Source organism: Sphingopyxis macrogoltabida, assembly GCF_001314325.1.
Taxonomy (GTDB): Bacteria; Pseudomonadota; Alphaproteobacteria; order Sphingomonadales; family Sphingomonadaceae; genus Sphingopyxis; species Sphingopyxis macrogoltabida.
In genome coordinates this window covers 2,434,496-2,447,106 of the sequence record NZ_CP009429.1, presented here as the reverse complement: position 1 = coordinate 2,447,106, position 12,611 = coordinate 2,434,496, and the positions used below count along the sequence as shown (strand labels likewise).

Here is a 12,611-nt window from a genome sequence, read left to right as displayed (position 1 = left end):
GCTCTCCTCAGGCGGCTTCGCTGCGGTCGGCGAGCGGGACATATTTGAGATTCTCGGGCCCCGTATAATGGGCCGAGGGGCGGATGATCTTGTTGTCCTGGCGCTGTTCGATGACATGCGCCGCCCAGCCCGAGGTGCGCGCGATGACGAACAGCGGGGTGAACATCGCGGTCGGCACGCCCATCAGATTATAGGAAACGGCCGAGAACCAGTCGAGGTTCGGGAACATCGCCTTGGCGTCCCACATCACGCTTTCGATCCGCTCGGCGATCGCGAACTGGCGGTGCGCGCCCGCTTCGTCGGCGAGGCTCTGCGCGACGCGCTTGATCACGACGTTGCGCGGGTCGGCGATGGTATAGACGGGGTGGCCGAAGCCGATCACCACTTCCTTCGCGTCGACGCGGCGGCGAATATCGGCCTCGGCCTCGTCGGGGGTCGCATAGCGCTTCTGGATTTCATAGGCGACCTCGTTGGCGCCGCCATGTTTCGGGCCGCGCAGCGCGCCGATCGCGCCCGCGACACAGCTGTACATGTCCGACCCGGTGCCCGCGATCACCCGCGCCGCGAAGGTCGAGGCATTGAATTCATGCTCGGCGTAGAGGATGAGCGAGCTGTGCATCGCGCGCACCCAGCTTGCCGCCGGCGGCTGGCCGTGGAGCAGGTGGAGGAAATGGCCGCCGACGCTGTCGTCGTCGGTCTCGACCTCGATGCGCCGGCCGTGATGCGCGAAATGATACCAGTAGAGGAGGATCGAGCCCAAGGAGGCGATCAGGCGGTCGGCGACATCGCGCGCGTCGGGGACATTATGGTCGTGCGTTTCGGGGAGCACGCAGCCGAGCGCCGAGACGCCCGATCGCATGACGTCCATCGGATGCGCGGCCGCGGGCACGGCTTCGAGTGCCTGCTTCACCGACTGCGGCAGGCCGCGCAGACCGCGCAGCTTGGCCTTGTAGGCCCTGAGCTGGGTGGCGGTGGGCAGCGCGCCATGGACGAGCAGATGGGCGATTTCCTCATATTCGGCGCTCTCGGCGAATTCGAGGATGTCGTAGCCGCGATAGTGGAGGTCGTTGCCGGTGCGGCCGACCGTGCAGAGTGCGGTGTTGCCGGCGGCGACGCCCGACAGCGCGACCGATTTCTTGGGCTTGAAGGTGGCTCCCATGATCTTTTCTCCGGTCAGGTGAGGGCAGCGAAGGTGAAACGGCCCGACGCAGCGATGCGGCGCCCGCCGTCCGCTTGCGGGGTGGTGGCGAAAACGGCGATGACGGCCCGGCCTTCATCGGCGCGCACCGCCCAGCTTTCGATGGCGAGGTCGGCGGCATCGAGATCCTCGGCGAGATCGAGCGACTGGCAGTCGGCGAGGCGGATCGCGCCGCATAGCCGCGCCGCGGCGCGGTCGGCGGCGGCCGCAGCCATGCGGGCGAGGAGGTCGAGGCCGTGAACAGGGGCGTTGGATAGCATGGCGGCCTTATCGGCGCGCGCAGGCACGCCGGAAATGGCTGAAAAGGTGGAGGATTGCGAAGCCGGACCTGCAAATCGGCGAAACTTGCGAAGCGCCTCAGCAGACATCGGACGGCACCCTGACAAATCCTTCCATCAGGATGCGCGCGCTGCGGCTCATGACCGCCTTGGTCACGGTCCACTTGCCATCGACCCGCTTCGCCTCCGCGCCGACGCGCGATGTCCCCGACGGATGGCCGAAACGAACGGCCTGACGTTCGCCGCCGCCGGCCGCGCGATTGACCAGCGTGCCGGGGATTGCCGCGGCAGCGGCGATGGCGACCGACGCGGTGCCCATCATCGCATGGTGCAGCTTGCCCATCGAAAAGGCGCGGACGAGCAGGTCGATGTCTTCGGCGGCGACGGTCTTGCCGCTCGATGCGAGATAGCGCGCGGGCGGCGCGACGAAGGCGATCTTTGGCGTATGCTGGCGCGTCGCGGCTTCGTCGAGCGAGCCGATCAGTCCCATGCGCATCGCCCCGATCGCGCGCAGCCGCTCGAAACGCGCGAGCAGGTCGGCGTCGCCGTTGATCGCTTCGCGAAGTTCGGTGCCGGTGAGGCCGAAATCGTCGGCATCGACGAAGATCGTCGGGATGCCTGCGTCGATCAGCGTCGTTTTCAGCTTGCCGCCCGCGACGATGTCCGCCGGGACGTCGAGCGTGTCGACGAGATTGCCGGTCGGGAACATCGCGCCGCCTTCGCCATCGTCCTCGGCCGGATCGATAAATTCAAGGACGATCTCGGCCGCAGGGAAGGGGACTCCGTCGAGTTCGAAGGCGCCGGTCTCGACGACCGCGCCGCCCGCCACGGGGACATGCGCGACGATCGTCTTGCCGATATTCGCCTGCCAGATGCGAACGGTGCAGACGCCGTCGCCGGCCGGGACGACATAGCCCGCGTGGATCGCAAAGGCGCCGGCGGCGGTCGAGAGGTTGCCGCAATTGCCCGACCAGTCGACGAAGTCGGCGTCTATCGCGACCTGGCCGTAGAGATAGTCGATGTCGTGATCGGCGCGTGCGCTCGGCGCGACGATCACGCATTTGCTGGTGCTCGACGTTGCGCCGCCCATGCCGTCGATGTGCACGGCATAGGGGTCGGGGCTGCCGATCACGCGCTGGAGGAAGCGGTCGCGGGCGGTTCCGGGGACACGGGCTGCCTCGGGCAGATCTTCGCGGCGGAAGAAGACGCCCTTGCTCGTCCCGCCGCGCATATAGGTGGCGGGAACGCGGAGTTGGGGAGGAGCTGAGGTCATGCGACTGCCATTTCGGTGGCGAGGAAATCCTGTGCGAAGCGCTGGAGGACGCCGCCGGCTTCGTAGATCGATGCTTCCTCGGCGGTATCGAGGCGGCAGGTTACCGGGACTTCGAGCGTCATGCCGTTGCGGCGGTGAATGACCATCGTCAGGTCGGCGCGCGGGCGCGGCGTTCCCGCGATGTCATAGGTTTCGGTGCCGTCGAGATTGAGCCGCAGCCGCGTCGTTCCCGGCTTGAACTCGAGCGGCAGCACGCCCATGCCGATGAGGTTGGTGCGGTGGATGCGCTCGAACCCCTCGGCGACGATGGCCTCGACGCCCGCGAGCCGGACGCCCTTTGCCGCCCAGTCGCGCGACGAGCCCTGCCCGTAATCGGCGCCGGCGATGATGATCAGCGGCTGGCGGCGTTCGAGATAGGTCTCGATTGCCTCCCACATCCGCATGACCTTGCCGTCGGGCTCGACGCGGGCGAGCGATCCCTTTTTCACCGCGCCGTCGACCACGGCCATTTCGTTGACGAGCTGCGGGTTGGCGAAGGTGGCGCGCATCGCGGTCAGATGGTCGCCGCGGTGCGTCGCGTAGCTGTTGAAGTCCTCCTCGGGGACGCCCATTTTCGCGAGATATTCGCCCGCCGCCGAGCTGGCGAGGATCGCGTTCGACGGCGACAGATGGTCGGTGGTGATGTTGTCGGGAAGGATCGCGAGCGGGCGCATGCCCTTCAGCGTTCGCGGGCTGGCGGCGAGTGCGCCGACGCCTTCGGTGTCCCAATAGGGCGGGCGGCGGATATAGGTCGATTGCGGGCGCCAGTTGTAGAGCGGGTCGTTCTTCACCGCGGTGCCGCGGCGCGCGAACATCGGGTCATAGACGGCGCGGAATTGTTCGGGCTTGACCGCAGCGGCGACGATCGCGTCGATTTCGGCGTCGGTTGGCCACAGATCGGCAAGGCGGATATCCTTGCCATTCACCGTCCCGAGCACATCGTTTTCGATGTCGAAGCGGATCGTCCCGGCGATCGCATAGGCAACGACGAGCGGCGGCGAGGCGAGGAACGCCTGTTTTGCCTGCGGGTGGATGCGGCCGTCGAAGTTGCGGTTCCCGGAGAGGATAGCGGTCGCATAGAGATCGCGCGCGACGATCTCGCGCTCGATAGCGGGATCGAGGGCGCCCGACATGCCGTTGCACGTCGTGCAGGCAAAGGCGACGATGCCGAAACCGAGCGTTTCGAGTTCGGCGAGCAGCCCCGCCTCTTCGAGATAGAGGCGCGCGACTTTCGAGCCCGGCGCGAAGCTGCTCTTGACCCATGGCTTGCGGGTGAGGCCGAGGTCATTCGCCTTCTTCGCGACGAGGCCCGCGGCGACGACATTGCGGGGGTTCGAGGTGTTGGTGCAGCTCGTGATCGCGGCGATGATCACCGCGCCGTCGGGGAGCAGTCCCTCGCGCTCCTCGGCGCGTGCTTCGTCGAGCCCGACCGCAATGCCGCGTTCTTCGAGTGCGGTGGTTGGCAGGCGGCGGTGCGGGTTCGACGGGCCCGCCATGTTGCGGACGACGCCCGACAGGTCGAATTCGAGCAGGCGCTCGTAGCTTGCTGTCTTCAGCGCGTCGGCCCACAGGCCGGTCGTCTTCGCATAGGTTTCGACCAGCCGCACCTGCCCGGGATCGCGGCCGGTCAGGAGCAGATAATCGATCGTCTGCCGGTCGATATGGAACATCGCAGCGGTGGCGCCATATTCGGGGCACATGTTCGAGATCGTTGCGCGGTCGCCGATCGTCAGCCGGTCGGCGCCCTCGCCGAAAAATTCGAGCCAGGCGCCGACGACGCGCGCCTCGCGCAGATATTCGGTGAGCGCGAGCACGATGTCGGTCGCGGTGATCCCAGGCGCGGGGGCGCCGGTGAGGCGGACCCCGACGATATCGGGCAGCCGCATCATCGAGGCGCGACCGAGCATCACCGTTTCGGCCTCGAGCCCGCCGACGCCGATCGCGATCACCCCGAGCGCGTCGATGTGCGGCGTGTGGCTGTCGGTACCGACGCAGGTGTCGGGGAAGGCGACGCCGTCCCGGACCTGAACGACCGGCGACATCTTCTCGAGGTTGATCTGGTGCATGATGCCGTTGCCGGCCGGGATGACATCGACATTTTCGAAGGCGCTTTTCGTCCATTCGATGAAGTGGAAGCGGTCTTCGTTGCGGCGGTCCTCGACCGCGCGGTTTTTCGCAAAGGCGTCGGTGTCGAAACCCGCATATTCGACCGCGAGGCTGTGATCGACGATGAGCTGGGTCGGCACCACCGGGTTGACCCTGGCGGGGTCACCCCCCTGTTCGGCGATGGCGTCGCGCAGCCCGGCAAGATCGACGAGCGCCGTCTGGCCGAGAATGTCGTGACAGACGACACGCGCCGGATACCAGGGGAAATCGAGGTCGCGCTTGCGGTCGACGATCTGTTTCAGCGCGGCGGGGAGGAGCGCGGGGTCGCAGCGGCGGACGAGCTGTTCGGCGAGCACCCGCGACACATAGGGCAGGCCGTCATAGGCGCCGGGACGGATCGCGTCGATCGCGGCGCGGGTATCGAAATAGTCGAGACCGGTTCCCGGTAGCGGCTTGCGATATGGCTGGTTCATGCCGCGCGCTATCGGCGGGCGCGGGCTCCGCGAAAACGGCTGAAAAGGTCAAGATTTGCGAAGGCGATGTTGCGAAGCGGCGAAGTTTGCGAAGCCGACGGACCACTCAGCGCCGCTGTTCGGTGGTGCGCGCCCATTCCGCGAGGCGGCCCTGCTGCTTGATCGTTTTCAGGCAGACGACGGTCGACAGCCCGTGGACGCCCGGCAGCTTGGACAGATCGTAGCGGAGCAGTTCGTCGAGATGGTCGACCGAGCGCGCGAAAATCTTGAGGATGTAATCGCCGTCGCCGGCCGTCGTGTGGCATTCGACCACCGCGGGGTGGGCGAGCACCGCCGCCTCGAATTCACTATGCGCGTCGAGGTTGATGCGGACCTCGACGAAGCTTTGCACGGCGAGGCCGAGCGCGACGGGATCGAGCGAGGCGGCATAGCCGCGGATGATCCCCGACCCTTCGAGGCTGCGCACGCGCGACCAGCAGGGCGATTTGGAGAGGCCGACGGTCTCGCCCAGTTCGGCAAAGGACTGGCGCCCGTCCTGTTCGAGCGCCGCAACGATTTTCCAGTCGAGCCGGTCCATAGTCACTGGAAATCCGGCTGCAGGTCGGGATGCGCGGCGGCGAAGGCGGGAAGGGCGCGGGCGGCTTCCGCGGCGGCCAGCGTGCGCGGGAAGGCGGCGAGATCGACGTTATAGCGTTCGGCGTTATAGACCTGCGGGACAAGATAGCAGTCGGCGAAGGTCGGGGTGTCGCCGAAGGCGTAGCGGCCGCCGACACGCGCGATCAGCGCTTCGAGCGCGCCGAAGCCTTCGCCGATCCAGTGCGCGATCCATGCCTTGACCTGCGCATTGTCGGCGTCGAACTGGCTGCGCAGCCGGGTGAGGACGCGCAGATTGTTGAGCGGGTGGATGTCGCAGCCGATCAGCGCCGCGATGGCGCGCACCGTCGCAGCATCGGCGGGGGATGCGGGGAGCAGCGGCGGTTCGGGCCATTTCGCCTCGATCCATTCGAGGATCGCGGGGCTTTCGATCAGCACGGCGCCGTCATGTTCGAGCGCGGGGACGAGGCCGTGCGGGGCGATAGCGAGATAGGCGGGATCGCGCTGTTCGCCGGCGCGCAGGTCGTGCGCGACCTGTTCATAGGCGATCCCCTTGACGTTCAGCGCGATGCGGACGCGGTAGGCGGCGCTCGACCGCCAATAGCCGTGCAGGATGGTCTGGCTCATCTTGTCTTCCTTCTGCGTTGCTGCGTCGTTCCGCCCTGATTCGAGAAATCGCGTATAGCGCATGATATCTCGCGATTGCGAAGAACAACGTCCCTCATTTTTGGAATAATGCCAAACGATTGATGATTTCGAGCGGCTGCCAGCCGCAAATTGCGGACAATGTTTGCGGCGCGCCAGCCTATCCTCCCCGTCAGCTTTGGGAGAGCGCGCTTGGCTGCGACACATATTTTCGATGCACCGCCGGAAGGGGTCGCCGCGGACTGGACGATGCCGCAGGACTGGACGGCGTTCACCGCCGCGCAGCATGCGACGTGGCGGACGCTGTTCGAGCAGCAGTCGGCGGCGCTGCCCGGCTATGCCTGCGCGGATTTTCTGCGCGGGCTCGACATCTTGCGCGCGGTGCCCGCCGGGGTTCCCGATTTTGCCGCGCTCAACCGCCATCTGAAACCGGCGACCGGCTGGGAAATCGTCGCGGTCCCCGGCTGGATCCCCAACGAGCCCTTTTTCGATCATCTCGCGAACAAGCGATTTCCGGCCGCCAACTTCCTGCGCCCGCCCGAGCAGATCGGCTACAGCGAAGAGCCCGATATGTTTCACGACATTTTCGGCCATGTCCCGATGCTGACCAACCCGGCCTTTTCGGAATTTCTGGTCGCCTATGGGCAGGCGGGGCTGCGCGCCGAAAAGCTCGGCGCGTCGGATTTTCTCGGGCGGCTGTGGCTCTATACGACCGAATTCGGGCTGGTGGTCGAGGATGGCGAACTCCGCGCCTTCGGCGGCGGCTTGCTGTCGAGCTATGCCGAGACCGTCGCGGCGCTGACCTCGCCCGAACCGTGCCGCATCTGGCTCGATATCGAGCGGGTGATGCGGACCAAATATCATTTCGACGAATTTCAGCGCATCTATTTCGTCGTCGAGGGTTTCGAGGCGCTGCTCGCCGCCACCGAGGAAACCGATTTTTCTTCCATTTACAGCAGGATCGCGGATGATGTTCCGCTCGAACCGGAAGATGCTTTCCCCGGCGACCGCGCCTATGATGGCCCCCTGCAGCCGGTCCGCCCGGGGCCGGCCTTCATGAACGGAGGCGCGCGCCCATGATCCGGCAGAGCAAGGACGACGGCACCACCGTCTTCGAAACCGAAATCGACGGCGAGACGATCCAGTGGGACAATGGCCTCACCTATGCGCGTCATCTCCAGACGCAACAGCTTCTCTCGGCGCAGGTGCCGGTGTCGGACAAGCCCGACGAGATGCTGTTCATCATCATGCACCAGACGATGGAGCTGTGGATCAAGCTGGTGCTGCACGAGGCGCGGCTGGTCGTCGAGGCGATCCGGGGCGACCGGCTGGAGATCGCGGGCAAGGGGCTCGACCGCATCGCGACGATCCAGCGCCACATGATCCATAGCTGGGAGGTGCTCGCGACGCTGACGCCGCATGACTTCCTGACTTTCCGCGGCTTTCTGCGCCGCGCGTCGGGGTTCCAGTCGCAGCAATATCGCGAGCTCGAATATTTGCTCGGCAACAAGCGCGGCGACATGATGATCGTCCACAAGGATGATGTTGAAGCCACGCAGCGGCTGCGCGCGGCCTATGAGGCGCCGTCGCTTTACGACGAGTTGCTGAAGCTGCTCGCGCGGCGCGGCTTCGCCATTCCCGCCGATCACCTCGAGCGCGACTGGACCAAGCCTTATGCGCCGTCCGAAGCGGTCGAGCAGGCGTGGCTCGCGATCTACACCGACCCCGAGCATCACTGGGACCTCTATATGCTCGCCGAGAAGATCACCGCGCTCGAATATTATTTTCAGGAGTGGCGCTTCAAACACATGAAGACGGTGTCGCGCGTCATCGGTCACAAGCCGGGGACGGGCGGCTCGTCGGGGGTCAATTATCTGGTCAAGGCGCTGAGCCTCAGCTTCTTCCCCGAACTCTGGTCGATGCGCACGCTGATGGCGGCACCGCGCGAAGGCGGCGATTATAGCGGCGGAGCAGGCGCATGAGCCGGATCTGGGACATTTCGCAGCCGCTCCATGCCGGGGTGCCGGTGTGGCCTGGCGAGCCTGCTTTCGCGCTCCATAGCCATGCAGTGATCGGCGATGGCTGTCCGGTCAATGTCGGCGGCATGTCGACGCCGCTCCACGCGGGGACGCATGGCGATGCACCGCTGCATTACGCCAATGACGGCGTCTCGTCGGCTGATAGCGATCTCGATCCCTATATCGGGCCGTGCGTGCTGATCGATGTCCGTCATGCGCAGGGGCGGGTCGAGGTCGGCGATATCGACTGGGATGCGGTCGCGGGCGCCGAGCGGGTGCTGCTCAGGACATACGAGACGTTTCCGCACCATGTGTGGGACAGCGACTTTACCGCAATCGCCGCGGAGGTGATCGCGCGGCTCGGCGGCATGGGGGTACGGCTGATCGGCACCGATGCCGCCTCGCTCGACCCCGAACAGTCGAAGACGCTCGATGCGCATCAGGCGGTGAAGGCGGCCGACATGCGGATATTGGAAGGGCTGGTGCTCGATGACGTACCGTCGGGGCGGTACGAACTGATCGCGCTGCCGCTGCGCATCGTCGGCGCCGACGCGAGCCCGGTGCGCGCGATTTTGAGGGAGCTTGCATGACCGACACGATGTTCGCCAACGATGTCGCGGCACGCGACGCCGCCGACCCGCTCGCGCACTTTCGCGAGCGCTTCCACCTGCGCGACGGGCTGATCTACCTCGACGGCAATTCGCTCGGCGCACTGCCGAAAGCGACGGGCGAACGGCTGGCGCGGGTTGTCGCCGACGAATGGGGCGAGGGGCTGATCACCTCGTGGCTTGGCGCCTCATGGTCGACCGCGCCGCGGCGGATCGGCGACAAGATCGCCCGGCTGCTCGGCGCGAATCCCGGCGAGATTGTCGCGAGCGATTCAACTTCGGTGAATATTTTCAAGGCACTGACGGCCGCTCTTTCATTACGGCACGAACGGTCGGTGATCCTGTCGGAAGCGACCAATTTCCCCACCGACGTCTATATGATGCAGGGCATCGAGGCGTTTTCGGGCGGGCGGGTGAAGGCGATGACGGTCGCGCCCGACGCCGTCGTCGATGCGCTGAGCGAGGACGTCGCGGTGCTCCTGCTGACGCAGGTCCATTACAAGTCAGGCCGCGTCCGCGACATGGCGGCGATTACCCGCCGCGCGCACGAGGTCGGCGCGCTCGTCGTCTGGGATTTGAGCCATAGCGCGGGGGCGATTCCAGTTGATCTCAATGGCGCGAATGCCGATTTCGCGATCGGCTGCGGCTATAAATATCTGAACGGCGGGCCCGGCGCGCCGGCCTATCTCTTCGCGGCGGCGCGGCACCATGCGGCGACGCCGGTGTTGTCGGGCTGGTTTGGCCACGCGCGGCCCTTCGCCTTCGAGGAGGATTATGATCCGGCCGCCGGGATCGAGCGTTTCCAGTGCGGGACGCCGCCGGTGCTCGGACTCGCGGCGCTCGAGGTCGGGGTCGACCTGCTGCTCGAAGCCGATATGGCCGAGCTGCGCCGCAAGTCGCTGGCGCTCGGCGATCTGTTCATCGAGCGGATGGCGCCCTTGTGCGACGCCTATGGCTTTACGCTGGCAAGCGTCGCGGAGCATGCGGCACGCGGCAGCCAAGTCGCCTATGCGCACCCGCAAGGCTATCAGATCGTCCAGGCGCTCAAGGAATTTGACGTGATTGCCGATTTCCGCGCGCCCGACATTTTGCGCTTCGGGCTGACGCCGCTCTATCTCGGTTATGGCGATGTCGTCGAGGCGGTGGCGCGGCTCGAACGGGTTTGCGCAACGCGGGCGTGGGACAAGCCGCAATATCATGAGCGGGCGGCGGTGACATGAGCGACGTGTCGGCCCCCTTCCTGCCCAGATCGCGCGTCGCGGCGGTGCAGGCCGCGCCGGTGTTCCTCGATGCTACGGCGACGGTCGACAAGGCGTGCGCGCTGATCGCCAAAGCGGCGGGCAATGGTGCGCAATTGGTGGCCTTTCCCGAGGTGTTCGTCGCCGCTTATCCTTATTGGAACTGGCTGATGACGCCGATCGAGGGATCGGCGTGGTTCGAGCGCCTCTATCGCGCGTCGGTCCGCGTCGACGGGCCCGAGGTCGCGGCGCTGTGCGCGGCGGCGCGCGACCATGGCTGTACGGTGGTGATCGGGATCAACGAGCGCGATCCGGTCAGCGTCGGCACCCTCTATAACACCAATTTGATCATCGGCGCCGACGGCAGCCTGCTCGGCCGTCATCGCAAGCTGGTGCCGACCTGGGCCGAAAAGCTGACCTGGGCGGGCGGCGACGGTGCCTCGATCCGCGTTTACGACACGCCGGTCGGGCCGCTCGGCACGCTGGCGTGCGGGGAGAATACCAACACGCTGGCGCGCTTTGCGCTGCTGTCGCAGGGCGAACTCGTCCATGTCGCCAATTATATCGCGCTGCCCGTCGCGCCCGCGTCGTACAATATGGCCGAGGCGATCCGCATCCGCGCGACCGCGCACAGTTTCGAGGGCAAGGTCTTCACCATCGTCGCCTGTTCGACGGTGAGCGAGGAGATCATCGCCGCGATGAGCGCCGAGCGCCCCGCAAACCGCGCCTTGCTCGAACGGCGGAGTAGCGCCTGGTCGGGGGTGATTGACCCGCACGGCAATCTGGTCGGCGAAGCGCTGATCGACGACGAGGGCATCGTCTATGCCGACATCGACCTCGGCGCCTGCGTCGGACCGAAGCAGATGCACGACATCATCGGCGGCTATAACCGCTTCGACATCTTCAACCTGACCGTTGACCGGACGCCGCGCGCGCCGGCGACGTTTGCGGACGCGCCGCCCGCCGGGGACGACGCCAGCGAGGAGAAGCCGTCATGACCGATAACCCTGCCGTGATCGACCCGCGCGACACTGTGCTGGGACGCTCGCGGGTCACCGACACGCCCGAACTCGAAGCCTTTTATCAGGAGCTTGCGGGCCAGAATGCAGGCGCATTCTGGAAGCGCGCCAATGCGATCGAGCCGTGGGAGCCCGAGACGCGCTATCGCCCGACGCTGTGGCGTTATGCCGACATGCGTGCGCTGTGCCTGCGCGCGATCGACCTGGTGCGGCCCGAGGAAGCGGGGCGGCGCGTCGTCACGCTGCTCAACGACAGCGACGCGGGGCGCGAGAATGTCGCGGTGTGCGGCTGGCTGTTCAGCGGCATGCAGGCGATGAAACCCGGCGAAATCACCCCTGCGCACAAGCATACGGCGTCGGCGCACCGCTTCATCATGGAAGGGCGCGGCGCCTATACCGTCGTCGACGGGCATCATATCACGCTGGGCGCCAATGATTATGTGTTGACCCCGAACGGTTGCTGGCACGACCATGGCATCGCCGCCGACGGCGACGTGTCGATCTGGCAGGACGGGCTCGATATCCCGCTGATGAACTGCATGGAAACGAACTTCTATGCCGTCCACGACCAACCCCGCCAGACCCCCGCTTTTCCCTCGAACGACCTGCCGCTGAGCTATGGCGGCGCGGGGCTGCGGCCCGAGGGCGTCGGCGCGTGGGACAAGCCTTATTCGCCGGTGATGGTCTATCGCTGGGAGACGGTGCGCGATGCGCTCTGGAACCTGGCCGCGGTGTCCGAGGGATCGCCGTTCGACGGGCATATGATGCGCTATGCGAACCCGCTGACCGGCGGCTGGGCGCTTCAGACGATGGGTGCGCATATGCAGATGCTGCCCGGCGGGTTTCGCGGGCAGGCGCACCGTCACACGGGCAATGTCGTCTATAATGTCGCGGGCGGGCGCGGCTATTCGATTATCGGCGGCGAGCGGTTCGACTGGGAGACGCACGACATTTTCTGTGTGCCCGCATGGATGTGGCACGAGCATGTCAATCTCGACCCGTCCGAACCGGCCTTTCTCTTCTCGTTCAACGACTTCCCGGTGATGGAGGCGCTCGGCGTCCGCATCGAGGAGCCCTATCCCGACCATGGCGGCCGCCAGCCGGCCTGATTTTTCCAGACAG

The 12,611-nt window shown here is 66.2% G+C and carries 12 protein-coding genes; 6 read left to right on the top strand and 6 right to left on the bottom strand.

Annotated elements, in window-relative coordinates; all coding sequences use genetic code 11:
* Nucleotides 1-7: 7 nt before the first annotated feature.
* The 6 genes from prpC to maiA all read right to left on the bottom strand — a co-directional run bounded on the left by prpC (nucleotide 8) and on the right by maiA (nucleotide 6,588).
* Nucleotides 8-1,159 carry a bifunctional 2-methylcitrate synthase/citrate synthase gene (gene prpC / locus LH19_RS12190; RefSeq protein WP_054728262.1) on the bottom strand — a complete coding sequence of 384 codons (1,152 nt, stop codon included), beginning with the start codon at nucleotides 1,157-1,159 and terminating at the stop codon, nucleotides 8-10.
* Nucleotides 1,160-1,173: 14 nt separating this feature from the next.
* A complete protein-coding gene (locus tag LH19_RS12185) occupies nucleotides 1,174-1,458 on the bottom strand; it encodes a hypothetical protein (protein ID WP_054733452.1) in 285 nt (94 codons plus the stop codon).
* Between the two features lie 97 nt (nucleotides 1,459-1,555).
* The gene (prpF, locus tag LH19_RS12180) at nucleotides 1,556-2,749 is read right to left on the bottom strand and encodes a 2-methylaconitate cis-trans isomerase PrpF (protein ID WP_054728260.1); all 1,194 of its coding nucleotides are present in this window, start codon (nucleotides 2,747-2,749) and stop codon (nucleotides 1,556-1,558) included.
* Complete coding sequence (gene acnD / locus LH19_RS12175; protein WP_082395628.1) at nucleotides 2,746-5,367, bottom strand: Fe/S-dependent 2-methylisocitrate dehydratase AcnD; 2,622 nt, start codon at nucleotides 5,365-5,367, stop codon at nucleotides 2,746-2,748. The genes prpF and acnD overlap by 4 nt, the downstream gene beginning before the upstream one ends.
* A gap of 106 nt (nucleotides 5,368-5,473) precedes the next feature.
* The gene (locus tag LH19_RS12170) at nucleotides 5,474-5,944 is read right to left on the bottom strand and encodes an Lrp/AsnC family transcriptional regulator (RefSeq protein WP_054588228.1); all 471 of its coding nucleotides are present in this window, start codon (nucleotides 5,942-5,944) and stop codon (nucleotides 5,474-5,476) included.
* A gap of 2 nt (nucleotides 5,945-5,946) precedes the next feature.
* On the bottom strand, nucleotides 5,947-6,588 hold the full coding sequence (gene maiA, locus LH19_RS12165) for a maleylacetoacetate isomerase (protein ID WP_054733451.1): 642 nt from the start codon (nucleotides 6,586-6,588) through the stop codon (nucleotides 5,947-5,949).
* A gap of 210 nt (nucleotides 6,589-6,798) precedes the next feature.
* Between maiA and phhA the strand changes: the two genes are divergently transcribed.
* The 6 genes from phhA to LH19_RS12135 are packed head-to-tail and all read left to right on the top strand — an operon-like array spanning nucleotide 6,799 to nucleotide 12,598.
* On the top strand, nucleotides 6,799-7,686 hold the full coding sequence (gene phhA / locus LH19_RS12160; RefSeq protein WP_201258430.1) for a phenylalanine 4-monooxygenase: 888 nt from the start codon (nucleotides 6,799-6,801) through the stop codon (nucleotides 7,684-7,686).
* Nucleotides 7,683-8,588 (top strand): tryptophan 2,3-dioxygenase, encoded by a 906-nt coding sequence (locus LH19_RS12155; protein WP_054728256.1) that lies wholly within the window; start codon nucleotides 7,683-7,685, stop codon nucleotides 8,586-8,588. The genes phhA and LH19_RS12155 overlap by 4 nt, the downstream gene beginning before the upstream one ends.
* Nucleotides 8,585-9,214: an arylformamidase gene (gene kynB / locus LH19_RS12150; protein WP_054728254.1), complete on the top strand. Its 630-nt coding sequence runs from the start codon at nucleotides 8,585-8,587 to the stop codon at nucleotides 9,212-9,214. Before LH19_RS12155 ends, kynB begins: the two co-directional genes overlap by 4 nt.
* Entirely contained in the window at nucleotides 9,211-10,452 is a 1,242-nt protein-coding gene (kynU, locus tag LH19_RS12145) for a kynureninase (RefSeq protein WP_054728252.1), read from the top strand. The genes kynB and kynU overlap by 4 nt, the downstream gene beginning before the upstream one ends.
* The gene (locus LH19_RS12140) at nucleotides 10,449-11,468 is read left to right on the top strand and encodes a carbon-nitrogen hydrolase family protein (RefSeq protein ID WP_054728250.1); all 1,020 of its coding nucleotides are present in this window, start codon (nucleotides 10,449-10,451) and stop codon (nucleotides 11,466-11,468) included. Before kynU ends, LH19_RS12140 begins: the two co-directional genes overlap by 4 nt.
* A complete protein-coding gene (locus tag LH19_RS12135; RefSeq protein ID WP_054728248.1) occupies nucleotides 11,465-12,598 on the top strand; it encodes a cupin domain-containing protein in 1,134 nt (377 codons plus the stop codon). Before LH19_RS12140 ends, LH19_RS12135 begins: the two co-directional genes overlap by 4 nt.
* Nucleotides 12,599-12,611: the final 13 nt, after the last annotated feature.